The organism is Pseudomonas sp. B40(2017) (assembly GCF_002112855.1).
GTDB classification, from domain to species: Bacteria; Pseudomonadota; Gammaproteobacteria; order Pseudomonadales; family Pseudomonadaceae; genus Aquipseudomonas; species Aquipseudomonas pharyngis.
This window is the reverse complement of the sequence record NZ_NEIT01000002.1, coordinates 729613-754851: the sequence shown is the minus strand read 5'-3', so window position 1 is coordinate 754851 and position 25239 is coordinate 729613. Positions and strand designations below refer to the sequence as shown.

General features: G+C 61.2%; 23 protein-coding genes. 14 read left to right on the top strand and 9 right to left on the bottom strand.

Annotation, left to right across the window (positions count from 1 at the left end):
* The first annotated feature begins 49 nt into the window (after window positions 1-49).
* The gene (locus CAF76_RS07075; RefSeq protein WP_218190796.1) at window positions 50-979 is read left to right on the top strand and encodes a metal ABC transporter solute-binding protein, Zn/Mn family; all 930 of its coding nucleotides are present in this window, start codon (window positions 50-52) and stop codon (window positions 977-979) included.
* A gap of 37 nt (window positions 980-1016) precedes the next feature.
* Here the strand turns inward: CAF76_RS07075 and CAF76_RS07070 are convergent, their stop codons facing one another.
* Both CAF76_RS07070 and CAF76_RS07065 read right to left on the bottom strand, forming a co-directional pair.
* Window positions 1017-1970 (bottom strand): homoserine kinase, encoded by a 954-nt coding sequence (locus CAF76_RS07070; protein WP_085647184.1) that lies wholly within the window; start codon window positions 1968-1970, stop codon window positions 1017-1019.
* A gap of 61 nt (window positions 1971-2031) precedes the next feature.
* On the bottom strand, window positions 2032-2328 hold the full coding sequence (locus CAF76_RS07065; RefSeq protein WP_011331780.1) for a DUF2782 domain-containing protein: 297 nt from the start codon (window positions 2326-2328) through the stop codon (window positions 2032-2034).
* Between the two features lie 74 nt (window positions 2329-2402).
* On the opposite strand from CAF76_RS07065, the gene polA reads away from it, so the two are divergent.
* Complete coding sequence (polA, locus tag CAF76_RS07060) at window positions 2403-5207, top strand: DNA polymerase I (protein WP_085647183.1); 2805 nt, start codon at window positions 2403-2405, stop codon at window positions 5205-5207.
* 414 nt (window positions 5208-5621) lie between these two features.
* On the opposite strand, the gene yihA is transcribed toward polA, so the two are convergent.
* Entirely contained in the window at window positions 5622-6266 is a 645-nt protein-coding gene (gene yihA, locus CAF76_RS07055; protein ID WP_085647182.1) for a ribosome biogenesis GTP-binding protein YihA/YsxC, read from the bottom strand.
* Window positions 6267-6457: 191 nt separating this feature from the next.
* Between yihA and CAF76_RS07050 the strand changes: the two genes are divergently transcribed.
* From CAF76_RS07050 to CAF76_RS07020, 7 genes are all read left to right on the top strand, one after another.
* Window positions 6458-6763, top strand: a complete 306-nt coding sequence (locus tag CAF76_RS07050) for a cytochrome c5 family protein (protein WP_041475093.1) — start codon at window positions 6458-6460, stop codon at window positions 6761-6763.
* 32 nt (window positions 6764-6795) lie between these two features.
* Window positions 6796-7407 carry a cytochrome c gene (locus CAF76_RS07045; RefSeq protein WP_064592479.1) on the top strand — a complete coding sequence of 204 codons (612 nt, stop codon included), beginning with the start codon at window positions 6796-6798 and terminating at the stop codon, window positions 7405-7407.
* A gap of 200 nt (window positions 7408-7607) precedes the next feature.
* Window positions 7608-8249: a thiol:disulfide interchange protein DsbA/DsbL gene (locus tag CAF76_RS07040; RefSeq protein ID WP_007954043.1), complete on the top strand. Its 642-nt coding sequence runs from the start codon at window positions 7608-7610 to the stop codon at window positions 8247-8249.
* A 14-nt stretch (window positions 8250-8263) separates the two neighbouring features.
* A complete protein-coding gene (locus CAF76_RS07035) occupies window positions 8264-9142 on the top strand; it encodes an endonuclease/exonuclease/phosphatase family protein (RefSeq protein WP_039764867.1) in 879 nt (292 codons plus the stop codon).
* Entirely contained in the window at window positions 9139-11229 is a 2091-nt protein-coding gene (locus CAF76_RS07030; RefSeq protein WP_085647181.1) for a GGDEF domain-containing protein, read from the top strand. The genes CAF76_RS07035 and CAF76_RS07030 overlap by 4 nt, the downstream gene beginning before the upstream one ends.
* A gap of 101 nt (window positions 11230-11330) precedes the next feature.
* Window positions 11331-12110 carry an N-acetylmuramoyl-L-alanine amidase gene (locus tag CAF76_RS07025; protein WP_039764871.1) on the top strand — a complete coding sequence of 260 codons (780 nt, stop codon included), beginning with the start codon at window positions 11331-11333 and terminating at the stop codon, window positions 12108-12110.
* Window positions 12111-12185: 75 nt separating this feature from the next.
* Window positions 12186-13799, top strand: coding sequence for an EAL domain-containing protein (locus CAF76_RS07020; RefSeq protein WP_170928281.1), 1614 nt, complete (start codon window positions 12186-12188; stop codon window positions 13797-13799).
* Here the strand turns inward: CAF76_RS07020 and CAF76_RS07015 are convergent.
* Together CAF76_RS07015 and algB are read right to left on the bottom strand one after the other, a co-directional pair.
* Window positions 13796-15586 (bottom strand): KinB sensor domain-containing domain, encoded by a 1791-nt coding sequence (locus CAF76_RS07015; RefSeq protein WP_085647180.1) that lies wholly within the window; start codon window positions 15584-15586, stop codon window positions 13796-13798. The genes CAF76_RS07020 and CAF76_RS07015 overlap by 4 nt on opposite strands.
* 10 nt (window positions 15587-15596) lie before the next feature.
* Complete coding sequence (algB, locus tag CAF76_RS07010) at window positions 15597-16943, bottom strand: sigma-54-dependent response regulator transcription factor AlgB (RefSeq protein ID WP_085647179.1); 1347 nt, start codon at window positions 16941-16943, stop codon at window positions 15597-15599.
* A gap of 427 nt (window positions 16944-17370) precedes the next feature.
* Here algB and CAF76_RS07005 point away from each other — a divergent pair, with 427 nt between their 5' ends.
* The 5 genes from CAF76_RS07005 to CAF76_RS06980 all read left to right on the top strand — a co-directional run bounded on the left by CAF76_RS07005 (window position 17371) and on the right by CAF76_RS06980 (window position 21715).
* On the top strand, window positions 17371-17655 hold the full coding sequence (locus CAF76_RS07005; RefSeq protein ID WP_039764878.1) for a hypothetical protein: 285 nt from the start codon (window positions 17371-17373) through the stop codon (window positions 17653-17655).
* A gap of 67 nt (window positions 17656-17722) precedes the next feature.
* Window positions 17723-17887 (top strand): DUF1328 domain-containing protein, encoded by a 165-nt coding sequence (locus CAF76_RS07000; protein WP_003177151.1) that lies wholly within the window; start codon window positions 17723-17725, stop codon window positions 17885-17887.
* 2 nt (window positions 17888-17889) lie between these two features.
* On the top strand, window positions 17890-18354 hold the full coding sequence (locus tag CAF76_RS06995; protein WP_039764879.1) for an inhibitor of vertebrate lysozyme family protein: 465 nt from the start codon (window positions 17890-17892) through the stop codon (window positions 18352-18354).
* A 697-nt stretch (window positions 18355-19051) separates the two neighbouring features.
* Window positions 19052-20383, top strand: coding sequence for a glutamate/aspartate:proton symporter GltP (gltP, locus tag CAF76_RS06985; protein ID WP_064592462.1), 1332 nt, complete (start codon window positions 19052-19054; stop codon window positions 20381-20383).
* Window positions 20384-20485: 102 nt separating this feature from the next.
* On the top strand, window positions 20486-21715 hold the full coding sequence (locus tag CAF76_RS06980) for a nucleoside recognition domain-containing protein (protein WP_085647178.1): 1230 nt from the start codon (window positions 20486-20488) through the stop codon (window positions 21713-21715).
* A 3-nt stretch (window positions 21716-21718) separates the two neighbouring features.
* Here CAF76_RS06980 and CAF76_RS06975 read toward each other — a convergent pair whose 3' ends face one another.
* Genes CAF76_RS06975 through CAF76_RS06960 form a run of 4 tightly spaced genes read right to left on the bottom strand, consistent with a single transcriptional unit; the run spans window position 21719 to window position 25230 of the window.
* Window positions 21719-22345, bottom strand: a complete 627-nt coding sequence (locus CAF76_RS06975; protein WP_064592458.1) for an ABC-type transport auxiliary lipoprotein family protein — start codon at window positions 22343-22345, stop codon at window positions 21719-21721.
* Window positions 22342-23280, bottom strand: coding sequence for an MlaD family protein (locus CAF76_RS06970; RefSeq protein ID WP_039764886.1), 939 nt, complete (start codon window positions 23278-23280; stop codon window positions 22342-22344). The genes CAF76_RS06975 and CAF76_RS06970 overlap by 4 nt, the downstream gene beginning before the upstream one ends.
* Window position 23281: 1 nt before the next feature.
* The gene (locus CAF76_RS06965) at window positions 23282-24085 is read right to left on the bottom strand and encodes an ABC transporter ATP-binding protein (protein ID WP_064592457.1); all 804 of its coding nucleotides are present in this window, start codon (window positions 24083-24085) and stop codon (window positions 23282-23284) included.
* The gene (locus CAF76_RS06960; protein ID WP_085647177.1) at window positions 24082-25230 is read right to left on the bottom strand and encodes an ABC transporter permease; all 1149 of its coding nucleotides are present in this window, start codon (window positions 25228-25230) and stop codon (window positions 24082-24084) included. The genes CAF76_RS06965 and CAF76_RS06960 overlap by 4 nt, the downstream gene beginning before the upstream one ends.
* Between the last annotated feature and the right edge of the window lie 9 nt (window positions 25231-25239).

Here is a 25239-nt window from a genome sequence, read left to right as displayed (position 1 = left end):
ACGAGTTTGGTTAGAGACGTTATTATGTTACCCGTTCTCGCCTCATTGAGTGGTCATCGTGTCCCGACTTTTTTCTGTTTTTGTCGTATTCATCACCGGTTTTCTGCTGATCGGTCCGGCTCAGGCCGAGGTCAGAGTTCTCACCAGCATCAAGCCCCTGCAACTGATTGCCGCTGCAGTGCAGGACGGCGTGGCGATTCCGGAAGTGCTGCTGCCACCGGGCGCTTCGCCGCATAACTACGCATTGCGACCGTCCGACGTGCGCAAGGTGCAATCGGTGGACCTGCTGTACTGGATCGGCCCGGACATGGAAGGTTTCCTGCCACGCGTGCTGAATGGTCGTACGCTGCCGAGCGTAGCCGTGCAGGACTTGCCGGGCATGAAGCTGCGCCGCTTCGCTGCGGACAACCATTCCCACCCTGAAGAAGCCGACGAACATGACCACGACCATCGCCCGGGCAGTCTCGATGCGCATTTGTGGCTATCGCCGGTGAACGCGCGGGTTATTGCCGACAAAATGGCCGCTGACCTGAGTGCCGCCGACCCGGCCAATGCCGAGCGCTATCAGAGCAACGCCAAGGCGTTCGACGAGCGTCTGGATGCACTGGATCAGCGTTTGAAGAAACGCCTGGCCAGTGTTGAAGGCAAACCCTACTTCGTCTTCCACGAAGCCTTCGACTACTTCGAAGAGGCCTACGGTTTGAAACACGCCGGCGTGTTCAGCGTTGCGGCGGAAGTGCAGCCGGGGGCCCAGCATGTGGCGGCGATGCGTACGCGTTTGCAGGAAGTCGGCAAGACGTGCGTGTTCAGTGAGCCGCCGCTGCGTCCACGTCTGGCCGAGACCTTGGTGGCGGGCCTGCCGGTGAAGCTGGCGGAGTTGGATGCGCTGGGCGGATACACGCCAGCGACGGCTCAGGGTTATGAGCAAGTGCTGGAGAAGCTGGGGAATGATCTGGCGGGTTGCCTGGAATCGCTCTGATACAAAAAAACCGCAGCCTGTACAGGCTGCGGTTTTTTTACAGGGCGAAAGGTAGCGGCGTACTGACCGTCTGACGCTGCGCCAGCCGCTGCTCGAACTCTTTCGGATCGTGAATCAGCACGTCCTGCCCGGCGAACGATTCCGCCGCGATCAACCGCGACAGCCAGAACCGCACACACGCCACTCGCAGCATGGTCGGCCACAGTTCTGCCTCGGCCGCCGTGAAAGGTCGCAATGCCGCGTAGGCACCGAGGAAGGCCCGTGCACGCGGGCCGTCGATCAGGCCTTCGTCATCGGAACACCAGTCGTTCAGGGCAATCGCCACGTCATAGAGCATCGGCCCGGAGCAGGCGTTGTAGAAGTCGATCAGCCCGGTCAGGTGCGTGCCTTCGAACATCGCGTTGTCGCGAAACAGGTCGGCGTGGATGTTTGCCCGAGGCAGCGCGAGAATTTTCTCTTTCTGTTGGGTGATTTCATCCAGAGATTTTTGCAGCAATGCGCGCGGCTGCTCGTTCAGGTGCGAAAGGAACTGCGTGCCCTCTTCCAGCATCCAGTCCAGGCCACGATCGGTCTTGCGCTTGATCATGTTGTCGCCCTGGGTCGCCAGGTGCAGATGCGCCTGCAAGTCACCGACCTGCGCGCAATGCTGGGCATTGGCCTGCTTGATGTGCTTGCCGGCCAGGCGCGGTTGCAGCAGCGCCGGTTTGCCTTTCAGCTCGCGCAGGGCAACGCCGTCGGTGGTGCGCAGCGCGTAAGGCACCGGCAGATCGGCTTCGTGCAGCACGTCGAGCAGATCGATGAAGAACGGCATTTCCTGCACCGGGCCACGTTCGACCAGGGTCAGGACGAACTCGCCCTTTTCCATGCTGATGAAGAAGTTGGTGTTTTCGCTGCCGGCGGCGATCCCCTGGAAATCGAGCAGACGGCCGAGCCCGTAAGGGGCGAGAAAGGTTTCCAGCTCGGGCCGAGCCAGGGGGGTGAACACAGACATGGTTAAAAACTGCTCAGTTCTGGCGCCGCTTTTGCGCGGCGCCGATTAAAAATCAGGAAATTTACTTCCAGGTAAAGATTTCCCACGACGGAATCAGCATATCCGGCTGGTCGGACCGGATATAGTTCGCGTCCGTACCATCGGCGCGCACCAGGAAATAGGGTTTGCCGCCCTTCGGTGTGACCTTGATCGCGTACACGAATCCACTCCGGCTGTATTCCTGAATGACCTTGTCACCTTCCGTGTGCGTGCTGATGGTAACTTCCGGCTCCGATGATGGCGCATCATCCGCCGCGATCGCGGCCAGCGGTGAGACAGCAATCAGACTGACCAGCAGCAAGCGATTTAACGTACGCATGATAACCTTGTCCCTTTGTCGTCAACGGTCCCGCTATTCTAGCGCCGGGCCCGCCGAAAAGGTTGATTCTGCTCATGAGCCAAGCCCCCCTCGTCCTGGTGGACGGTTCGTCTTACCTGTACCGCGCCTTTCACGCGCTGCCACCGCTGACCACCTCCAAAGGCCTGCCGACCGGTGCGGTCAAAGGCGTGCTGAACATGCTCAAGAGCCTGCGCAAGCAGTATCCGGACAGCCCGTTCGCCGTGGTGTTCGACGCCAAGGGTGGGACATTTCGCGATGAGATGTACGCCGAATACAAGGCCAACCGCCCAAGCATGCCCGACGACATGCGCGTGCAGATCGAGCCGCTGCACCAGAGCGTGATCGCCCTCGGTTTCCCGCTGCTGTGTGTCGATGGCGTCGAGGCCGACGACGTGATCGGCACCCTGGCCCGCAGCAGCGCGGCCGCCGATCGCCCGGTGATCATCTCCACTGGCGACAAGGACATGGCGCAACTGGTCGACGGCCACATTACCTTGGTCAACACCATGTCCGGTAGTTCGATGGATGTGGAGGGCGTGAAGGAGAAATTCGGCGTCGCTCCGGAGCAGATCATCGATTATCTGGCCCTGATGGGCGATTCTTCCGACAACATCCCCGGCGTTCCGGGCATCGGTCCGAAGACCGCGTCCGGCCTGCTGGTGGGCGTCAACGGCGGCCTGACCGAGCTGTACGCGCAACTCGACATCGTGCCGACCCTGCCGATCCGTGGCGCCAAGACCCTGCCGGCCAAGCTCGAAGAGCACAAGGAGATGGCATTCCTCTCCTATCAACTGGCGACCATCAAGGTCGACGTGCCGCTGGACATCGGCCTCGACGACCTGCAAATGGGTCCGGAGGACCCGGCCAAACTTTACGAGCTATACACCCTGCTGGAGTTCAAGAGCTGGCTGAATGACCTGGATCGCGATGCCAAGCGCCAGGAACTGAGCGCTGCTGCCGAGCCTGCGCCGGCCGGCGATCTGTTCAGCGCGCCAGAAGCCGAAGCGCCTGCAACATCCGCTGAAGCCGCTTACGAAACCATCCTCGACCAGGCGCGATTCGACGTCTGGCTGGAAAAACTGAAGAACGCCAAGCTGTTCGCCTTCGACACCGAAACCACCGGCATCGACGCGCAGCAGGCGCAACTGGTCGGGCTTTCCTTCGCGGTACAGGCCAACGAAGCGGCGTACATCCCGCTGACCCATTCCTACATCGGCGTGCCGGAGCAGCTGGATCGCGACACCGTGCTGCGCGCGCTCAAGCCGATCCTCGAAGACCCGAACAAGCTCAAGGTCGGCCAGCACGCCAAGTTCGACATGAACATCCTGGCCAACTGCGCCATTGGCGGCGATCAGAATGAAGGCATCACTGTGCGCGGGATTGCCTTCGACACGATGCTTGAGTCCTACGTGCTCAACTCCACCGCCACCCGTCACGACATGGACAGCCTGGCGCAGAAATACCTGGACCACACCACCGTGAGCTTCCAGGACATCGCCGGCAAAGGCGCCAAGCAGCTGACCTTCGATCAGATCGCTTTGGAACAGGCCGGGCCCTATGCCGCCGAAGATGCCGACGTGACCCTGCGCCTGCACCAGACCCTGTTCGAAAAACTCAGCGCCATCCCGAGCCTGGCCAGCGTGCTGACCGACATCGAGATCCCGCTGGTGCCGGTGCTCGCTCGCATCGAGCGCCAGGGCGCGTTCGTCGATGCTGACCTGCTCGGCATCCAGAGCATTGAGCTGGGCAACAAGATGGTCGCGCTGGAACGTGAAGCCTTCGAGATCGCCGGTGAAGAATTCAATCTCGGCTCGCCAAAGCAACTGGGCGTGATCCTCTACGAAAAACTTGGCCTGCCGGTGCTGAAGAAGACCGCCAAGGGCCAGCCGTCCACCGCCGAAGAAGTGCTGGCGAAACTGGCCGAAGACGATCACCGCTTGCCGAAAGTGCTCATGGAACACCGTTCCATGAGCAAGCTGAAAAGCACCTACACCGATCGCCTGCCGGAGCAGATCAACCCGCGTACCGGGCGTATCCACACCTCGTACCATCAGGCCGTCGCGTCGACCGGACGCCTGTCGTCGAGCGATCCGAATCTGCAGAACATCCCGGTGCGCACCGCCGAAGGCCGACGCATCCGTCAGGCGTTCGTCGCGCCGAAAGGCTATAAACTGCTGGCGGCGGACTACTCGCAAATTGAACTGCGAATCATGGCGCACCTGTCCCGCGACGAAGGGCTGATGAACGCCTTCCGCAACAATCTGGACGTGCACACCGCCACCGCGGCCGAAGTATTCAAGGTCGAGCTCAATGAAGTGACGTCCGACCAGCGCCGCAGCGCCAAGGCGATCAACTTCGGTCTGATCTACGGCATGGGCGCGCAGAAGCTGGGCAAGGACATCGGCGTCGACACCAAGACTGCCAAGGCCTACATCGACACCTACTTCGCGCGTTACCCGGGCGTTCGTGAATACATGGATCGCACCCGCGCCCAGGCAGCAGACCAAGGCTTCGTGGAAACGATCTTCGGTCGTCGTCTGTATCTGCCGGAAATCAATTCGAACAAGCCGCAGGATCGCGCGGCCGCCGAACGCACGGCGATCAACGCGCCGATGCAGGGCACCGCAGCAGACATCATCAAGAAAGCCATGGTGGCGGTGGATAACTGGCTGAGCACTTCCGGGCTGGACGCCAGAGTCATCCTGCAGGTGCACGACGAACTGGTGCTGGAGGTTCGCGAGGATCTGGTCGATCAGGTTCGCGAAGAAATTCGCGTGCACATGAGCGAAGCGGCAAAACTGAACGTGCCGTTGCTGGTGGAAGTGGGAGTTGGCAACAACTGGGACGAGGCGCACTGAGGCCTCTGGGACGGGGCTTTGCTGCGACCGAGCGTCGCGGCAAAAGCACCGGAAACCGCTTAGGCCTGATCGTTCTTGAGTTTATTCCAAAGTTTTTTGAAAAGATTCTGAACTAATCTTGCGACAGGGCACTCAGAGATACTGAATGGCTGGTGAAGCCCTTCGATGCTCCTATGTTGTGTTAAGTGTTGGCAGATATCTGAACCCCGCCCTAGCGGTTCGGAACTTAAACCCCGGAACTTCTCCCTCCCCATATGAAGTCCGGGGCTTTTTTTTGCCTCAAAATTGGCTGTAGCGCGGTCATGCTGCGTTAAAAGCGTTAGTAAAAATGCTCATTTAGGTCCCCTAAACTCCGCTTTTTACTAACACTTTCGCCTTGCCTGACCGCACTACAGCCAATTTTCCATATCCTTATTATTCAGCCGCTGCGTCCGCGCCTTTATCGGCCAGTTCCATCCAGCCTGCCAACACAGTGTAGGCCTCTTCCAGGCCCATACGTTTAGGGGCGGAAAACAGCTGGATCGTCACTTGATCGCCCCAACCCTTACGGATTTCCGACTGCACCTTGAGCAGCGTGTTCTTGGCTGCGCCGTAGGTCAGTTTGTCGGCCTTGGTCAACAGGATGTGCATCGGCATGCCGGCCGCAACGGCCCAGTCGAGCATCAGCAGGTCGAAGTCGGTCATTGGATGACGGATGTCCATCATCAGAATCAAACCCTTCAAACTCTCGCGGCCACCGAGGTAAGCCTCAAGGTGACGCTGCCAGTGTTGCTTGAGCGGGATCGGTACTTTTGCATAACCGTAGCCCGGGAGGTCGACCAGACGCCGTTCATCGTCTAGCTTGAAGAAGTTCAACAGCTGTGTGCGACCCGGGGTTTTCGAGGTGCGCGCCAGGCTGGCGTGAGTCAGAGTGTTCAGCGCGCTGGACTTACCGGCGTTGGAACGACCGGCAAACGCCACTTCGAAGCCTTCGTCGTCGGGGCACTGATCGACTTTGGCGGCACTGAGCATGAACGTGGACTGTTGGCACAGGCCGAGGATGGGATTCTTGGGTTGCATGGGATTTCCGATGTGGGCGGCGCCGGGATTAGGCGCGGAACGCGGTGTCGCTTCCGTTTCAGTGACGCCAGTATATAATGCCGCAGATTTTGTGTGTGCTTTGTCCCAGCGAAGGATGAAGTTCACGAGAGCGACAGACCTTGATTGCGCATTAGAACGCAGAACGCTCTCAACCCTGAAAAGGTCGTTTTATGACGAAATGGCTGCTGGCTGCCGGAGTCTTGATGCCGCTTTACAGCGCACAGGCTACACAGGATCCGGAAGCCGTGTACAACCGTGTTTGTGGAGCCTGTCATTCCGGCCAACTACCCATGGCGCCCAAAAGAGGCGATCAGGCAGCTTGGACGCCGAGGTTGGCGAAAGGTATGGAGACGCTGGTGCAACACGTGACCCAGGGTTTCAAGGCGATGCCGCCGCGTGGTTTGTGCATGGACTGCAGTGCCGAGGATTACCAGGCCCTCATCCTCTGGATGAGCGAGAGTAAGCCCGGTCCATAACTCTTAACCCTTAGCCGTAGTTGGATTAGCTGATGAACAAACTGATCGTGAGTCTGCTGTTGACCGTGGGAATCTCAGGCTTCGCCCATGCTGCCGGTGATGCAGCCGCAGGCCAGGCAAAAGCCGCCGTATGCGGCGCCTGCCATGGCCCGGATGGCAACAGCATGGCGCCAAACTTTCCAAAGCTGGCCGGACAGGGTGAACGCTACCTGACCAAGCAATTGCACGACATCAAGTCGGGCAAGCGCACCGTTCTGGAAATGACGGGCCTGCTGACCAACCTGAGCGATCAGGACCTGGCCGATATCGCCGCCTACTTCGCCAGCCAGAAAGGCAGCGTCGGCGCCGCCGATCCGAAGATCGTCGCTCGCGGTGAAGCCCTGTTCCGTGGCGGCAATATCGAGAAAGGCCTGCCAGCCTGCACCGGTTGCCACTCGCCGAACGGCGCCGGCAACGCAGCCGCCGGCTTCCCGCACCTGGGTGGCCAACACGCTCAGTACATCGCCAAGCAACTGACCGATTTCCGCAAGGAAGAAGCCGGCCGCAGCAACGACGGCGACGCGATGACCATGCGCACCATCGCCCGCAAGCTGAGCGACGAAGACATCGCGGCAGTCTCCAGCTACATTCAGGGCCTGCACTAAGACGCGCGATTCGAGCGTTACGTGCGATGGCCAACGCCTGCTACGTTAACGCTCGATTAATCCGTCGCAGCAAGTATAAAAAGGGTGGCTTTGGCCGCCCTTTTTTGTGGCCGCTGCCGTTACACTACAGAACTCATGCCCGCCAGGATCTGTCTGAAAACAGGTCGCGCGAGGCGACCAAAATTGTCCAGGAGTAAAGCATGCGTAATCTGATCATCAGCGCCGCCCTCGTCGCTGCCAGCCTGTTCGGCGTGACCGCCCAGGCCGCCGAAGCCCCTGCTGCCCCTTACGTCGAACTGAGCAACCCGGTGCCTGTCGCCGTGCCTGGCAAGATCGAAGTGGTCGAGCTGTTCTGGTATGGCTGCCCGCATTGCTACGCGTTCGAGCCGGTGATCAATCCATGGGTTGAAAAACTGCCGTCCGACGTCAACTTCGTACGCATTCCTGCGATGTTCGGTGGCCCGTGGGACGCTCACGGCCAGATGTTCCTGACCCTGGAAGCCATGGGCGTCGAGCACAACGTGCACGCTGCCGTATTCAACGCGATCCAGAAAGAACACAAGAAACTGACCGACAAGAACGACATGGCCGACTTCCTCGCCACTCAAGGCGTGGACAAGGACAAGTTCCTGGCGACTTTCGATTCGTTCGCCATCAAGGGGCAGATCGTGAAAGCCCGCGAACTGGCCAAGAAGTATGAAATCTCCGGTGTTCCAACCATGATCGTCAACGGTAAGTACCGCTTCGACATCGGCTCCGCCGGCGGCGCCGAACAGGCACTGAAACTGGCTGACCAACTGGTAGCCAAAGAGCGAGCGACCAACAAGGCAGCCGCCAACTAAGCGCGGCAATCGCCATGCGCCGCTGGGGAACCGAACGCGTCGTTGGCCTGCATGATCCGCAGGTCAACGAGCATCACCTGGAATCGACGGGCCTGCCCGCAGACAGCCGTCTGCGCTTGCTCAGCTTCAATATTCAGGTCGGCATCAGCACAGAGCGCTATCGGCACTACCTGACCCGCAGCTGGCAGCATCTGCTGCCGCACCCCGGGCGCTCCAGCAATCTGCAAAAGATCGGCAATCTGCTCGGCGACTTCGATCTGGTCGCCCTGCAGGAAGCCGATGGCGGCAGCCTGCGTTCAGGCTACGTCAATCAGGTCGAACACCTGGCCCAGCTCGGCGCCTTCCCCTACTGGTATCAACAACTCAATCGCAACCTTGGCCGACTGGCCCAGCACAGCAATGGCGTGCTCAGTCGCCTGCGGCCGTGGGCGATTGAAGACCACCCGCTGCCGGGTCCAAAGGGACGCGGGGCGATTCTGGTGCGCTTCGGCGAAGGCCCGGAAGCGCTGGTGGTGGTGATGATGCACCTGGCGCTCGGCGCCCGGGTGCGCAGCATGCAACTGGCTTACATCCGCGAGCTGATCGGCGGCTACAAGCATCAGGTGCTGATGGGTGACATGAACACCCACGCCAGCGATCTGCTGCAACATTCGCCGTTGCGCGACCTCGGCCTGCTGGCCCCGCAACTCGAAGCGACATTCCCCAGCTGGCGCCCGCAGCGCTGCCTGGACCATATTCTGCTCAGCCCGACCCTGACCCTGGAAAAAGTCGAAGTGCTGGCACAACCGATTTCCGATCACCTGCCGGTCGCGGTAGAGATTCGTCTGCCGGGTTCGCTCACGGCCGATGCATTGCCCGCGTTGAGCACTGCCCTTCGCGGAACCCCTGAATGAGCGACGAAGCCCAGCGCTGGAAAGAGAAATACCTCAAAAGCATCGAACAACAGGAAAAGCTCGAACGTCGATGGGACGCCCGACTCGACTTGCTGCGCCGCGGCCTGGTGCGCAGCACCCTGGCAGCGGAAGGCACCGACCGCGTGGTCGACCAGTGCATGAAAGAAATGCGCGACGTAGTGCGCACCGACGACATGGACGCCGGCCTCGCCGCCCTGCTGCCGCGCCTGGAAAAAGCCGTGCTCGATTCCGAGCAGCGTCGGGAAACCCGGATCGAACAGGTCAGCACCGCACTGACGGCGCTGGTCACCCAACTGCAATCTCTGCCCCTGCCTCGCGATGTGGCTCAGCCGTTGAAGAAATTCGCCAAGCAGCTGGATGGCCGGGTGAGTCAGGCCAGAGAGATGCCGCTGCTGCTCAGCGAACTCAGCGGCCTGCAGGGCAAGGCCTTGAGCCAGCTGGCAACGCCGGCGGAACCGGGACGCCCGGGCTTGTTGCAGCGCCTGTTCGGCAGTCGCGACAGCGAGGAAACGCCTGCTCCAGTGGCTCAAGCCGCTGCGGTCGCACCACCAGTGCAGCCACAGCAAGCGCCCGTCACACATGAAGCTGCGCCAGCGCCGGAAGCGCCAGTTACAAGCGCCGAACCGGTCGCCACTGCGAGCGTCAGCCAAGCGCCGATCGCCGCCCCCGTGGCCGAGCCCTTCATAGCGCCAGAGCCAATCCCCGAATATCTTGCGGAACCGGAGGTGGCGGCCTTTGAGCCTGCCAGAATTCTCACCGAAGCCGCCACCGCCCCCAGCGAACCAGAACCCGTCGAGCCAGAACCGGAGCCGCAGACCTTCACACCTCCTCCGGTTTTCGCGCCGGCAGTGCCAACAGCCATCAACCCCGACGAACTGATCCACCCCGGCGATACCCCGCCGCCCGTGATCCTCGACAGCCTGCCCCTGCCCGAGCCCATCGCCCAGGCATTGGCCGCCATCGATCCGGAACAATCCGAGCACGACATCCTCTACGCCCTGCCGGACTCGCCGGAGCCGTCCTACAGCTCGGTCGCCAAACACATCGAAGACACGCTGATCGGGCTGCTGGATGACCTGACCTTGCCGGAGCGCCATCGCCCGCAAGCCGAGGCCATGCGCGATCGATTGAAAAACGGCCTGAACTGGTACGAATTGCTGCCGATCCTCGACGATCTCGCGACCTTGATGCTGGCCATTACCGACAGCGGCCAGCACGAATTCGAAGCCTACCTGCAGCAACTCAACGAGCGCCTCGAAGCGTTCCAGAGCAACTTGCAGGCCGCCAGCGAAGGCCACGCCGACAACAGCTCTGCGGCGCGAGCGATGGACACGCAGATTCGCGAACAGGTCGACGGCCTGCAGAACAGCGTGCAGGAAGCGGCCGATCTGGATGATCTGAAGCAAGTGCTGGAAAACCACCTCGAAGGTCTGCTCGGCACCATGGATCAGCACCAGAAGCAGCGCGACGCCCGGGAACAGGAAGTGGCTGGACGCCTGAAAAGCCTGGCCGAACGCGTCGCACACATGGAGCAGGAAGCGCAGGGTTATCGCGAACACCTCGAAGAGCAACGCCAGAAAGCCCTGATCGATCCGCTCACCGGCCTGCCCAACCGCGCCGCCTGGACCGAACGGCTCGAATATGAAATCACCCAATGGCAGCAGCACGGCAATACCTTGAGCCTGGCCATGCTCGACCTCGATCACTTCAAACGAATCAACGACAACTACGGGCATCTGGCCGGCGACAAGGTCTTGAAAATCATCGCCACGGTGCTGCGCAAGCGTCTGCGCGGCAGTGATTTCATCGCCCGTTTCGGCGGGGAAGAGTTTGTCCTTCTGCTCCCGGCCACCCCGCCGGCGGTCGGCGCCAAACTCCTGGAAACCCTGCGCGCCGCCATCGAAGCCTGCCCGTTTCACTTCAAGGGCGAGCGCGTCACGATTACCGTTTCCATGGGGCTGGCGGCTTTCCGGCCGGGAGAACACAGCGATCTGGTGCTCAAAAGAGCCGATCAGGCGCTTTACCGGGCAAAAAACGCAGGGCGTAACCGGGTAGAGCTGGGCTGAGGCAATTGTTCCATATTGTTTAAATCAGCCCTTTAAGCGTCGAAGCGCAAGGCGATACGTTACACTGTTGCATTATCGTCTTGCGTGTACTGCCCTCTGCCATGAAATTTTTCACCCTCCTCGCGTCGCTCCTCTTATTGGCCGGTTGTGCCAGCGGCCCGCGTTTCGACACCAGCCATCCTTCGGTCAATCACGACAGCCGTGTGCAGTTCGTGATCGTGCACTACACCTCCGCCTCGCTCGAACGCTCACTGCAATTGCTGACCCACGGCGAAGTCAGCAGCCATTACCTGATCGGCGATGACAAGAACGCCACCATCTACAAGCTGATGGACGAAAACCTGCGTGCCTGGCACGCCGGCGAAAGCGAATGGCAAGGCCGTACCTGGCTCAACTCCAGCTCGATCGGCATCGAAATCGTCAATCCGGGCTTCAAGGACACACCGACCGGTCGCCTCTGGTATCCCTACAGCGAAGCCCAGGTGCAATCGTTGATCGTCCTGCTCAAGGACATCAGCAAACGCCAGGGCATCAGCCCGCGCCACATCATCGGCCACAGTGACATCGCCCCGTTGCGCAAGCTCGACCCGGGGCCGCTGTTCCCCTGGAAGCGGCTGGCGGCCGAGGGGCTTGGGCTCTGGCCCGACGAGCAAGCCGTGGCACGCCAGCAAGCGCAGTTCGACGCCGAGCTGCCGAGCATCACCTGGTTCCAGAGCCAACTGGCACGCCTGGGCTACTCGACGCCGCAAACCGGTGAGCTGGATGTAGCGACCCGCCATGTGCTCGCGGCCTTCCAGATGCACTACCGCCCTGCGCGCTTTGACGGCACGCCGGATGCGCAAACGGCAGCGTTGCTGCTGGTGCTGAATCAGACAAAATAATGACGCCCGCCCGACGGTCAGGGCGAAATCGCAATCAGCAGCTATAACTCATTGGTAATTCTTCGGATATCCATGATGGTTGCTACCCGAGAGACGCTGCGTAGCTGGTTTTATCGCCCCTGGTTTCTGGCGATGATCGCGGCTGTCCTCAGTGCGAGCCTGCTGATCACCGGCGGGCTGTTCGTGGCCGTTCGGCAGGTCGAGCAAAGCGAAAGCCAGGAAATGAACGCCCAGGGCGAGCGGTTCCTGGCACGTCTGGAGCAACTCTTCGGCCAGTTGCGCGAAAGCCTCGACGACCTCGAAGCCCAGCCCTTGCGCAGCTGCGACGACGAAATGATCGCCACGTTGCAGCAAGTGACGTTCAACTACCGCTTCGTCTATGAAGCCGCCTACATGGACGCCACCCGGATTTGCTCCAACCGTCCGCGCCAGGAAGGCCTGTCGGTGATCCGTCCTCCGGACATCAAGGGCCCGACCTACAGCTACTGGCTGAACACCACCACCGAACCCGATGAAAACCGCGCAGCGCTGATGCTCGGGCGCGGCAACTTTCGCGTAGCCACCTCGCGCGGACATCTCACCGACATGGTCGACCTGTTGCCCGGCAGCAGCCTGTTGGTAGTGCTGGATCACGGGACCCGGGCGATTCCGGTGCTCGGCGTTCCACAGGTCTGGCCGCCCACCGAACCCTGGCCGCCGAAAACCCCGAACGCGCTGCAAGTCACCCAGTCACACCTGATCTACCGCATGCCCACTGACAACCCGGAATACCAACTGGTGCTGATCAGCCCGCGCACGGGCATGCACATTCCGGAGCTCTGGTGGTGGATGGTGCCTTTCTGTCTGGTGCTCGGTGCGCTGGTGGGCGTTCTGGTGTTCTGGGTCGTGCGCCAGCGCCAGTCGCTCGACGCCGAGCTGCACGGCGCCATCCGCCGCGGCGAGTTGCAGGTGCTTTATCAGCCGATCTTCGATCTCGACAGCCGCAACTGCGTCGGTGCCGAAGCCCTGCTGCGCTGGCGCCGGCCGGACGGCACGCTGACCAGCCCCGACCTGTTCATCCCGATGGCCGAGAACACCGGACAGATTCGCCAGATGACCGACTTCGTCCTGCAACGCCTGCTCGAGCAGTTGGGTCAGTTGCTGCGGGCCAATCCGCAGCTGTACATCTCGGTGAATCTGGCCGCCTGCGACGTGATGGTGCCGCGCATCGGCCAGGTCATGGCGCGGCTGCTGACCCTGCATCGGGTGGCGGCGCGGCAGATCGCTTTCGAGGTGACCGAGCGCGGCCTGATCGATGTGGTGGTAGCCCGGGAAAACCTGCAGGCGCTGCGCGATGTCGGTCATCAGGTGCTGATCGACGATTTCGGCACCGGCTATTGCAGTCTGGCGTACCTGCAAACCTTGCCGGTGGACTGCCTGAAGATCGACAAGGCCTTCATCGACGCCCTCGGCCATGACGCCGCCAGCAGCGGCGTCGCGCCACACATCATTCATATGGCCCAGGCGCTGGACCTGAAGGTGATTGCCGAAGGGATCGAATTCGAGTCACAAGCGGCGCTGCTGAGCAGCGAAGGGGTGAAGTTCGGTCAGGGCTGGTTGTTCGCCCACGCCTTGAGCGCGGTGCAGTTCATCGAACTGATTACCCGTGGACGGCGACTCGCCGGCCGCCGGATCGACGACGAAGCCTAAACCGCCAGCGCCATATAGAACTGCGTGCCCTGCCCCGGCCGCGAGTAAACGCCCATCCGCCCACCGTGCAACTGGACGATTTCCTTGCACAGCGCCAGACCCAGCCCGGCCCCACCCTTCTTGCGGCCCACCTGAACGAAAGGTTCGAAAATCCGCCCTTGCTGACCGTAGGCAATCCCTTCGCCGTTGTCTTCGACGCTGATGATCACCCGTTCGCCATGGCGACGGGCCTGCAAGCGGATCAGCCCGTCGCGCGCCGTGTGGCGCAAGGCGTTGTCGATCAGGTTGTCGAGGACTCGATCGAGCTGCGCCTGATCCGCCTGCAAGCGTGGCAGCGGGCTCTGCGCTTCGACGGTCAAGGTAACGCCCTTCTGCGCTGCGGAATCGGCGAAACGCAAACGCGCCTGCTCCAGCAGATCCTCGATGGAGCACGGCGCCAGTGTGAGTTTCTGCAAACCGCTCTGATAACGCGAAAAGTTGAGCAGATCGTTGATCAACTGCATCAGGCGCTGCATTTCTTCATTGACCGTGTCGAGCAGATCGGATTCGCGCGACTCCGGAGGAAACTTCGCCCGCTCGCGGAACAGTCCGAACGCCATGTGCATGCCCGTGACCGGCGTGCGCAGTTCGTGGGACGCGCGCAACACGAACTCGCTGCGCACCCGTTCGAAGGCGCGCTGCTCGGTGACGTCGTGCAGGACCATCACGGCGCCGAGTATATGCCCCTGGGTATGGCTGACCGGCGTCAGGCTGTAGGTCAGCAGGCGCGTTTCGCCGTCGACCTCAATGCTCAAATCTTCCGGCGCCCGCTCAAGGTTGCCGCCGCGCAACACCAGTTGCAGCTGTGCATCCAGCTCCGGTCGCTGAAGCGCCGTGCCGAGGCCTTCGCCGAAACGGTCGCTGTCCCAGCCCAGTTGTCGCTGGGCCACCGGGTTCAAGTGTTCCAGACGACCCTGACGGTCGATCATCAGCAAACCGTCATCGATGCTGTCGAGCACCGCTTGCAGGCGCTGCTGGCCGGCGAGCAATTCGTCGACATTGGTCGCCTGATGTTCGCGCAGGGCTTCGGCCATCAGCCCGAAGCGCCGGGTCAGCAGGTTGATTTCCATGGCCGAGGACACCGGCAGGGTCACCTCGAAATTGCCTTGGCCGATATTGTCCGCCGCTTTGGCCAGCGCTTCGATCGGCGCACCAAAACGCCGGGCAATGCCCTGGGCGGTAACGAAGCCAATGATCAGCACCGCCAGCCCCACCAGTCCCAACAGGCCAGCGATCAGCAACGCGCGGTCGCGGGCGGCATGCTGGACTGAATTGATGTTGTCCAGTGCGTGCTTGTGCTCGGTAATCAATCCGTTGCGCAGCGTGTTGAAGCGCTCACGCAAGTCGCCACCGCCACTCAGGGCAGCAGCCGGGTCGCGGGAGATGTCGAACGCCTGGAGGAAGCTCAGGTAATCGGTTTTGGCCTGACTGAATCCATACTGGCGATCGTCGTCTTTCTGCTCCTGGGCGATGCCCTCGTCGAGCAACTGGAAGTAATGCTGTTTGGACGCCTCGAACGCAACAGGGTCGGGTTTTTCGGCGAGCATCATGATCAGTTGATCGCCGAGGGTCTGGCGCAGCTTGAGCCCCAGATCGAGGGTGACGAAGTTGTTGCGGATCAGCGCCTCCTGAGTGCCGGCCATCTGCATCACGCTGACCAGCCCGAGCATCAGCCCGAGCAAGGCCACGGTGATCAGCGCGGAAATGCTCAGGAACAAGCGAGTCCGCAACTTCATCGCCAGTTTCATCGGCGGGTGCTCACAGGTTGTACTGCTTGCGCTTGCGATACAGGGTCGAAGCGTCGATCCCCAAGGTCTTGGCGGCCTGATCGAGAGTTCCGGCGGTCGCCAGTACCGCGCCGATGTGGGCTTTCTCCAACTCGTCGAGGCTCAACGCAGCGCCGACCCGTGGCGCGTTGTTGGCCGGTTGCTCCGCCATGCCGAGGTGGCTGATTTCCACACGTTCCTGCGGGCAGATGATGCTGGCCCGCTCGACCACGTTACGCAGCTCGCGGATGTTGCCCGGCCAGCGATAGCCCAGCAGTGCTTCGCGAGCTTCGTCACTGAAGCCCCGGGCCGGACGCGCGTATTCCTTCACGAAGCGGGCGAGGAACCGGTCGGCCAGGGTCAGGATGTCTTCGGCCCGCTCGCGCAGCGGCGGCAAATGCAGGGTGATGACGTTCAGACGGTAGAGCAGGTCTTCGCGGAAACGTCCGTCGCGCACCATGTCCTCAAGGTTCAGGTTGGTGGCGGCGAGAATACGCACATCGGCGCGACGGGTGACCGGATCGCCTACCCGCTCGTATTCCTTGTCTTGGATGAAACGCAGCAACTTGGGTTGCAATGTCAGCGGAAAATCGCCGATCTCGTCGAGAAACAGCGTACCGCCATCGGCCTGATTGACTCGACCCAGCGTGCTTTCACTGGCCCCGGTGAACGCGCCGCGACTGTGACCGAACAGCTCGCTTTCCATCAGTTCGGCGGTCAGCGACGGGCAGTTGATGGTGACGCAGGATTTCTTCTCGCGCTTGCTCCAGCCGTGGATGGCTCGGGCCAGCTCACCTTTACCTGTGCCCGACTCACCAAGGATCAGGATGTTGGCATCGGTGCCCGCCACTTGCCGCGCCGTTTCCAGGACGACTTTCATCGCCGGGCTGTGGGAATCGAGACCGTCCTTGGGTTTGCGGATCTCGCCTTCGAGGGCTTCCAGACGCGCCGACAGCTGACGTACTTCCAGTTGCTTGGCGGTCGCCAGGCGCAATTGATCCGGGCTGCAGGGTTTGACCAGATAATCGGCAGCGCCGGCCTGAATGGCGTCCACCGCGGTGTCGACGGCCGAATGAGCGGTGACGATCACCACCCGCATCCACGGCGCCTGAATGCGCATCTGCGCCAAAACATCCAGGCCGTTGTCTTCGCCCAGACGCAAGTCGAGGAAGCACAGATCGAAAACCTGACGTTGCAGCAGCGCGTCAGCCTGGGCCGCACTGTTGGCAGTGGCGACAGAATAACCTTCGTCTTCGAGGCAATAACGAAAGGTTCGCAGGATGGCAGATTCATCATCCACCAGCAGAATGCGGCCTTGGTGCTCAGTGGCTGATTCCATTTTTCCTACGCTCCATAAGTGAATGTCTTGGGTTAGTCCCGGAAAAATCGGGCAAGTTGCATGGTTGATTCTGATCGATTCCAGTCATAGCAGGGTAGCTCTCTCCTGCCCTCACGCCTAATCCACTGATTTTGTTGGTTTTTTAAACATCGCACAGTTTCAGGACGGTTTCCTGCCTCCTTTTCTGACATCCGCACCCTGCTCTCAATTCAAAAAGAATGATTTCTCCTACGAAATAATCGTGCATTACGCACGACGCTGCGAGGGTCATCGTGCAGGATGCGTCGTCAGTAACTTTTACCGCATCTATAACTATCTGATTTTATTAGATTTTTTTAAACAAAAAAGCTGGCATGCGGGCTGCAATACATCATTCAGCCCGGGCAGAAATGCACTGCCCCCACCGAACAAGAGTGAGGAACCCAGGATGACTCGCCAACGTGCCGCCCAAATGCGTATTTCGCCACTGCATCTGCAGCAGGCCCTGTTTGGCGCACTTGCGCTGCTGATCACTCTGATCGCCTGCCAGCAATATCTGCGCTGGGAGCAGAGCCAGCAGCCTGAGCCCCTGATTTCCATGCAACACGCGACGCAGACGCACTTCAGCGCCGTCAGCAGCAGCCAGGCCGATAACGGCGCGATGCGCATGATGGACGTCGACCAGCCACAACCGCTGGGCGACATGCCCCGTGAAGAACGCTGGGTTTTCTGATCAACGAATCTGGGCGCCCCCGCGCCGAGACCGGCAACATCCCTAAATAGAAGCAAGGAGAATCACCATGTTGAGCTGGGCAATCACATTCCTGATCATTGCCATCATCGCCGCAGTACTGGGCTTCGGTGGTATCGCGGGCACCGCCACGGGTATCGCCAAGATTCTGTTTGTCGTGTTCCTGGTGATGTTCATCGCTTCCTTCTTCTTTGGCCGTCGCGGTCGAGGTTGAACATGAAGGGGTTAAAGACACTGGCAGCCGCCCTGCTTCTGGGCGGTAGTGCCATGGCAATCGCGGCCAATGACGGCCAGGCGCGGGTCAACGAACTGTTGAGTTCCGACCCGCAATACAGGGAAACCTGGGAAGGCGTGGTGAAGAAGGAAGAGCGCCTGCCGGAATGGGTGATGAACCTGTCCGGCACGCCTGACCAGCAGATGAATGCCGTGACCGAAGATGGCGACAAGTATCTGGTCGGTCCGCTCTGCGAATCCGCAGACAAATGCATGAACCATCGCTTGATCGTCGCGTTCAGTTTCGACAAGAAAGACGCTTACGCCATGCTTGTGGATGTGCCTGAAGGACTGCCGGCAGACAAGTCGCCAACGCGACATGCCACCTACCGCTTCCTCGGCAAACCCGATCAGGGCATGCAAAACCTTCTGATGGAAACGTTGAAGAAAGATCCGAACTGGTATTGAACACGAGGGCAGCCGAAAGGCTGTCCTCCATTGCGTCGGCCCGAGGAAGGCCGGTGCATGACCAGGGGGCCGGGACGTTCTGACTGTTGCAGGGTCGGAGTGACCTACGGGTACAGGGAGTGCCTGCGATGAGGGCCGGGTCAGGGTAAAAGCTGCGACGCAAGTTCGCCAACCGGAGTGGTTCGACGGACTTGCGCTGAGCTTTCAACGTGACAAAACGTTGATCCAGAGCGTTCTGCTCAACTTTTTTATCGCTCACACTGCATGCGAAAGCATTTCGCGGTGTTTCCTGGCGACCGTATATCGAGAAAGAGTCGATCGAGTAAGTCGGACATTTAGTTTCCGAACGTAGGCTTTTTCCTAAATTTTTCGTCGAAATCACTCGTTCAAAAAATAACCAACCTACGCTGTAATGGCCGGTTCACGGCACTTATGCCTGCCGAAATGTCGTATTCGAACCGGTTGGGACGCCAGTTTCATAAAAAAAAGCTCATGCCGATTCGGCATAGGGTAGGCGTTTACGGCATTAGACGGCGCAACCTTGCATCGGAATAGTTGCGCCTTTTTTCGCCTGCCGGAGAGCCGTAAATACGCGCTTCGGGGCACCTTATACGGAGGCAGATGCACAGACTTTTCCGCTGATGAGCGTTCCAGTTCCTGCATGTGCCTGAGTCAAACGCAAGTAAGGGTAAAGATAATGAAGAAGGCAAAGCTTAGCCTCGCCTGGCAGATCCTCATCGGTCTGGTATTGGGGATTGCAATCGGCGCGTTGCTTAACCATTTCAGCGCCGAAAAGGCCTGGTGGATCAGCAACGTCCTGCAACCGGCAGGCGATATCTTTATCCGTCTGATCAAGATGATCGTGATCCCGATCGTCATCTCTTCCCTGATCGTCGGCATCGCCGGCGTGGGCGACGCCAAGAAACTCGGGCGCATCGGCCTGAAAACCATCATCTACTTCGAAATCGTCACCACCATCGCCATCGTCGTCGGCCTGCTGCTGGCCAACCTGTTCCATCCGGGTGCCGGCATCGACATGAGCACCCTGGGCACTGTGGACATCTCCAAGTACCAGGCGACCGCCGCCGAAGTGCAGCATGAACACGCGTTCATCGAGACCATCCTCAACCTGATCCCGTCGAACATCTTCGCGGCCATGGCTCGCGGCGAAATGCTGCCGATCATCTTCTTCTCCGTGCTGTTCGGTCTCGGTCTGTCGAGCCTGCAGTCGGACCTGCGCGAGCCGCTGGTGAAGATGTTCCAGGGCGTATCGGAAAGCATGTTCAAAGTCACCCACATGATCATGAACTACGCGCCAATCGGCGTGTTCGCCCTGATCGCGGTGACCGTGGCCAACTTCGGTTTCGCCTCGCTGCTGCCGCTGGCCAAGCTGGTGATCCTGGTTTACGTCGCCATCGCCTTCTTCGCCTTTGTGGTGTTGGGCCTGATCGCCAAGATGTTCGGTTTCTCGGTGATCAAGCTGATGCGCATCTTCAAGGATGAGTTGGTCCTGGCCTACTCCACCGCCTCCTCGGAAACCGTGCTGCCACGGGTGATCGAGAAGATGGAAGCCTACGGCGCACCAAAAGCCATCTGCAGTTTCGTAGTGCCGACCGGTTACTCGTTCAACCTCGACGGCTCGACCCTGTACCAGTCCATCGCGGCGATCTTCATTGCCCAGTTGTACGGCATCGACCTGTCGATCAGCCAGCAACTGCTGCTGGTCCTGACCCTGATGGTTACCTCCAAAGGCATCGCCGGCGTGCCGGGCGTGTCCTTCGTGGTGCTGCTGGCCACCCTGGGCAGCGTGGGTATTCCGCTGGAAGGCCTGGCCTTCATCGCCGGTGTCGACCGTGTGATGGACATGGCGCGTACCGCCCTGAACGTGATCGGCAACGCCCTCGCCGTACTGGTCATCGCTCGTTGGGAAGGCATGTACGACGACGCCAAGGGCCAGCGCTACTGGAACTCGCTGCCGCACTGGCGCAGCAAGGAAAAACTGCCGGCCGGTGACGTTTCGAACAACTGATCCCCGCCCGCAAGGCACCCTGACAAACCCCGGAGAAATCCGGGGTTTGTCGTTTCTGGCGACCCCGCTATCATTCGCCGCATCTTCCGGGGGATTTGACTGATGCTTAATGGCCTGTGGCTTGGCTTCTTCATCGTGGCAGCCGTTTCGGCGCTGGGGCAATGGCTGATCGGCGGCAATGCCGGGATCTTCGCGGCGATGGTGGAAAGCATTTTTGCCATGGCCAAGCTGTCGGTCGAAGTCATGGTGCTGCTGTTCGGCACGCTGACCCTGTGGCTGGGTTTCCTGCGCATCGCCGAGAAGGCTGGCATCGTTGAATGGCTGGCCAAAGTGCTCGGGCCACTGTTCCTGCGGCTGATGCCGGAAGTTCCAGCCGGACATCCCGCGCTGGGCCTGATCACCCTGAACTTCGCCGCCAACGGCCTGGGCCTGGATAACGCCGCCACGCCGATCGGCCTCAAAGCCATGAAGGCGCTGCAAGAGCTCAATCCCAGCTCGACCATCGCCAGCAACGCGCAAATCCTGTTCCTCGTACTGAATGCCTCGTCCCTGACTCTGCTGCCGGTGACGATCTTCATGTATCGCGCCCAGCAAGGCGCGCCGGACCCGACGCTGGTGTTCCTGCCGATCCTGCTGGCCACCAGTTGCTCGACCATCGTCGGCTTCCTGTCGGTGGCGTTCATGCAGCGCCTGCGAGTCTGGGACCCGGTGGTGCTGGCCTACCTGATTCCCGGCGCGCTGATTCTCGGCGGCTTCATGGCGTTGCTCGCGACGATGTCGGCCACCGCACTGGCGGGGCTTTCGTCGATTCTCGGCAACCTGACGCTGTTCGGCCTGATCATGCTGTTCCTGGTGATCGGCGCCTTGCGCAAGGTGAAGGTCTACGAGGCCTTTGTCGAAGGTGCGAAGGAAGGTTTCGACGTTGCCAAGAACCTGCTGCCGTATCTGGTGGCGATGCTCTGCGCGATCGGCGTATTGCGCGCATCGGGCGCGCTGGACTTCGGCCTCGACGGCATTCGCCATCTGGTGGAGTGGGCAGGGTGGGACACGCGCTTCGTCGATGCGCTGCCGACCGCCATGGTCAAACCGTTCTCCGGCAGCGCCGCCCGGGCGATGCTGATCGAAACGATGAAGACCTCGGGCGTGGACAGCTTCCCGGCGCTGGTGGCCGCAACGATTCAGGGCAGCACCGAAACCACGTTCTACGTGCTGGCGGTGTACTTCGGCGCGGTGGGCATCCAGCGCGCCCGGCATGCCGTAGGTTGTGCGCTGCTGGCCGAGCTGGCGGGTGTGCTCGGCGCAATCGGCGTCTGCTACTGGTTCTTCGGTTAAGGCTCAAGGCCGGGCAGGTGGGGCAACTTTCTGCCCTTGCTCCACCGCCCACGCCACGACTTTCGCGGTGAGACGATCACTGGCCTGCCCGAATCCGGCCACCACCGCCGGAACCTTCACATCACTGAGCGGCTGACGTTCTTCGAAGCGGCGACTGGCGAGAATCCGCTGGTCATAACCGCGCACCAGCAACGCATCGACCCGCACCACCACGCTGGCCTGCGTGCCCTGATACTCGGTCTGAAACGCCTGCAGGCTGCCGCCCAGTTCCAGGTCCGCCTGGAAGTTGCTGTCGTCGGTGCTCAACAGCGATACCCGGCCATCGCGCTGGAATCCATCAAGCAACCGATTACGCATCAGCACCGGTGCCGGATCGCTCCAGCGCGAGGCCTTGTAGCTGCTGATCACATCTCCCTGAGGAATCACCGCAATGCTCGGCCGGTTCAGCGCTTCGCTGGCCTGCAGTTTGTTCAGGCGCAGCGACCAGTGCTGAGCAGCCGCCGAACCGGCCGAGGCGGGTGCCTGTGCCGCCGGCAGGCGATAGACATCCGACGGTTCGGACTTGGGCAGGATCGAGCACGCGCTGATCAGCGTGAAGCCGGCGAGGAGGGCGAGGCGAGTCAGCTTCATGGCGTGAACTCCTTGTTCTTGTCACTGCCCAGCAGGTAACCGCTGGGGTTGGCCTCCAGGCGTTGGGAAATGGCGCGCAGCGAATTCAGAGTCTCCCTCAGTTCGCGAATCGCCGGGGCCAGGCCGTTGAGGCCCTGCATGCCGCTGTCGAGGGAATTCTGATTCTTGCTGAGCAGGCCGTTGATGGTGACGCTGCTTTGCTCCAGGGATTTCATCGCCTGTTCGGCACTGCCGAGCGCCTGTTTGCCCTGATCGTTGAGCAGGCCGTTGGCGTTGCGCATCAGCGCGGACGTCTGTTCGAGCATGTTGCCGGCCTGTTTGCCGACCGTCGCCAGTTGCTGCATGGCCTGACGCAGGTCGCCGCGCTGATCGTTGATCGAACCGGTGGTCTGCTCCAGATGCTCGAGGGTCTTGCTCACGCGCTCGATGTTGTCGGCAGAGAACATCTGATTGGCATTACTGAGCAACGTCGTGACCCCGCTCATCAAATCGTTGCTGTCGCTGAGCAGCCGCGAGATGGGCGAGGGCGATGCGACGATGGTCGGCAGGTTGCCGTCATGGCCCTTGAGTTTCGGACTTTGCGGCGTGCCTCCACTGAGCTGGATGATCGAGGTGCCGGTGATCCCGGCCAGGGCCAGTTTGGCTTCGGTGTCTTCCTTGACCGGCGTGTCGCCGGCCAGACGAATGCGTGCCAGCACCCGACGTGGGTCCTGCGGGTCGAGGCGCAGGCTGACCACGTCGCCGACCTTGATCCCGCTGTACTGCACCGGGCTGCCCCGGGACAGGCCGCTGACCGCCTCGTTGAACACGACTTCGTAATCCTTGAACTCGGTGTCGACACTGGACTTGGCCAGCCACAGACCGAAGAGCAGGGCGCCTGCCACCACAATCACCGTGAACAGGCCGATCAACACATGATGGGCTCGGGTTTCCATGTCAGACCTCGTTGAGCTGTTTGGCGGCGTCCAGCGCCGAGCGGCCGCGAGGGCCGTGGAAGTATTCGTGAATCCACGCGTCGTCGGTTTCCGAGACCACGTCGATGGGACCGGCCACCAGCACCTTCTTCTGCGCCAATACCGCGACGCGGTCGGTGATGGTGTAGAGCGTGTCGAGGTCGTGGGTCACCAGAAATACGCTCAGGCCCAGGGCATCGCGCAGGGTCAGGATCAATTGGTCGAACTGCGCGGCGCCAATCGGATCGAGGCCGGCGGTGGGTTCGTCGAGAAACAGGATGTCCGGGTCCAGCGCCAGCGCTCGGGCCAGTGCCGCGCGCTTGATCATGCCGCCGGACAGCGAAGCCGGGTACTTGTCCGCTGCCGACAGCGGAAGACCGGCCAGCGCCAGCTTCACCGCCGCCAGATGCTCGGCGTCGTCGCGGCTCAGACCGGCGTGTTCGATCAGGGGCAGGGCGACGTTCTCGGTGACGGTCAGCGACGAAAACAGCGCGCCTTTCTGGAACAACACACCAAAGCGCCGTTCGATCAGCGAGCGCTCATGCTCCGGCAGGCTCGGCAGGTTCTGGCCGAACACCTTGACCATGCCTTCACTGGGCTGGCGCAAGCCGACGATGCTGCGCAGCAACACCGATTTACCGCTGCCGGAACCGCCGACCACGGCCAGGATTTCGCCTTTGTACAAGTCGAGATCGAGGTTCTCGTGCACGCTCTGGCGGCCGAAGCGATTACACAGGCCACGAACTTCGATCACCGCCTCGGAGGGCGCGCGGGGTAGACGACTCACCAGCCCATCTCCATGAAGAACAGCGCGGCGACCGCATCAAGCACGATCACCACGAAAATCGATTGCACCACGCTGGAGGTGGTGTGGGCGCCGACCGATTCGGCGCTGCCGCTGACCTTGAAGCCTTCCAGACAACCGATAGCGGCGATCAGGAACGCGAAGATCGGGGCTTTGACCAGACCCACCAGGAAATGTTGAATCCCTATGTCGCTTTGCAGCAGCGACAGGAACATCGCCGGCGAGATATCCAGCGACACCGCGCAAACCACTGCGCCGCCGACGATCCCGCAGATCATCGCCAGAAAGGTCAGCATCGGCAGCGCCACCAGCAGCGCCAGCACCCTGGGCACCACCAGCAACTCCATGGGGTCGAGGCCGAGGGTGCGAATCGCGTCGATTTCCTCGTTGGCCTTCATCGAGCCGATCTGCGCGGTGAAGGCACTGGCGGTGCGGCCGGCCATCAGGATCGCCGTGAGCAACACGCCGAACTCGCGCAGGAAGGCGAAGCCCACCAGATCCACGGTGAATACGCTGGCACCGAAACTGGCCAGCACCGTCGCCCCGAGGAACGCCACCACCGCGCCCACCAGAAAGGTCAGCAACGCCACGATGGGCGCAGCGTCGAGGCCGGTCTGTTCGATGTGGGCGATCATCGGCGTGATCCGCCAGCGCTTGGGCCGGAACAGGCTGCGGGCGATGGTTTCGAGAATCAGGCCGACGAAGCCGAGCAATTGCAGGGTGTCTCGCCAGACCGTGTCGACGGCCCGACCGATGCGCGTCAGCAGTTGCACGCTGACGCTGATTTCCGGTTCCTTGATCGGCACGCAGAAATCGGTCAGCGAGCGATACACGGTCTGCAGCAGGGCGCGGTCGGCGCTGGAAATCGTGCAGTCGGGGTGTTCGGCGGACTTGCCCAGCCGCTCCGAGCCGAGCAGCTCCACCAGCAGCGACGCACCGGCGGTGTCGAGGGCTCCGAGGCCGTTGAGGTCGATGGGGGTGTTGGCGTCGTACTGGCCGTGGAGCGTTTCGCTCAGTTGCTTGAGGTCGGCGTAATGGGCAAGCGTCCAGTCCCCGGTCACCCGCAGGCGGGCAGGGGTGATCGAGGTGTCCAGGCGGGCACTGCCGGTCGTTGGGCTGCTGGTCATAAGCTCCGT

Coding starts and splice junctions, on each gene's coding strand:
- CAF76_RS07070 (WP_085647184.1), bottom strand. CDS start 1,970: ATGTCTGTGTTCACCCCCCTGGCTCGGCCCGAGCTGGAAACCTTTCTC.
- CAF76_RS07065 (WP_011331780.1), bottom strand. CDS start 2,328: ATGCGTACGTTAAATCGCTTGCTGCTGGTCAGTCTGATTGCTGTCTCA.
- polA (WP_085647183.1), top strand. CDS start 2,403: ATGAGCCAAGCCCCCCTCGTCCTGGTGGACGGTTCGTCTTACCTGTAC.
- yihA (WP_085647182.1), bottom strand. CDS start 6,266: ATGCAACCCAAGAATCCCATCCTCGGCCTGTGCCAACAGTCCACGTTC.
- CAF76_RS07050 (WP_041475093.1), top strand. CDS start 6,458: ATGACGAAATGGCTGCTGGCTGCCGGAGTCTTGATGCCGCTTTACAGC.
- CAF76_RS07045 (WP_064592479.1), top strand. CDS start 6,796: ATGAACAAACTGATCGTGAGTCTGCTGTTGACCGTGGGAATCTCAGGC.
- CAF76_RS07040 (WP_007954043.1), top strand. CDS start 7,608: ATGCGTAATCTGATCATCAGCGCCGCCCTCGTCGCTGCCAGCCTGTTC.
- CAF76_RS07035 (WP_039764867.1), top strand. CDS start 8,264: ATGCGCCGCTGGGGAACCGAACGCGTCGTTGGCCTGCATGATCCGCAG.
- CAF76_RS07030 (WP_085647181.1), top strand. CDS start 9,139: ATGAGCGACGAAGCCCAGCGCTGGAAAGAGAAATACCTCAAAAGCATC.
- CAF76_RS07025 (WP_039764871.1), top strand. CDS start 11,331: ATGAAATTTTTCACCCTCCTCGCGTCGCTCCTCTTATTGGCCGGTTGT.
- CAF76_RS07020 (WP_170928281.1), top strand. CDS start 12,186: ATGGTTGCTACCCGAGAGACGCTGCGTAGCTGGTTTTATCGCCCCTGG.
- CAF76_RS07015 (WP_085647180.1), bottom strand. CDS start 15,586: ATGAAACTGGCGATGAAGTTGCGGACTCGCTTGTTCCTGAGCATTTCC.
- algB (WP_085647179.1), bottom strand. CDS start 16,943: ATGGAATCAGCCACTGAGCACCAAGGCCGCATTCTGCTGGTGGATGAT.
- CAF76_RS07005 (WP_039764878.1), top strand. CDS start 17,371: ATGACTCGCCAACGTGCCGCCCAAATGCGTATTTCGCCACTGCATCTG.
- CAF76_RS07000 (WP_003177151.1), top strand. CDS start 17,723: ATGTTGAGCTGGGCAATCACATTCCTGATCATTGCCATCATCGCCGCA.
- CAF76_RS06995 (WP_039764879.1), top strand. CDS start 17,890: ATGAAGGGGTTAAAGACACTGGCAGCCGCCCTGCTTCTGGGCGGTAGT.
- gltP (WP_064592462.1), top strand. CDS start 19,052: ATGAAGAAGGCAAAGCTTAGCCTCGCCTGGCAGATCCTCATCGGTCTG.
- CAF76_RS06980 (WP_085647178.1), top strand. CDS start 20,486: ATGCTTAATGGCCTGTGGCTTGGCTTCTTCATCGTGGCAGCCGTTTCG.
- CAF76_RS06975 (WP_064592458.1), bottom strand. CDS start 22,345: ATGAAGCTGACTCGCCTCGCCCTCCTCGCCGGCTTCACGCTGATCAGC.
- CAF76_RS06970 (WP_039764886.1), bottom strand. CDS start 23,280: ATGGAAACCCGAGCCCATCATGTGTTGATCGGCCTGTTCACGGTGATT.
- CAF76_RS06960 (WP_085647177.1), bottom strand. CDS start 25,230: ATGACCAGCAGCCCAACGACCGGCAGTGCCCGCCTGGACACCTCGATC.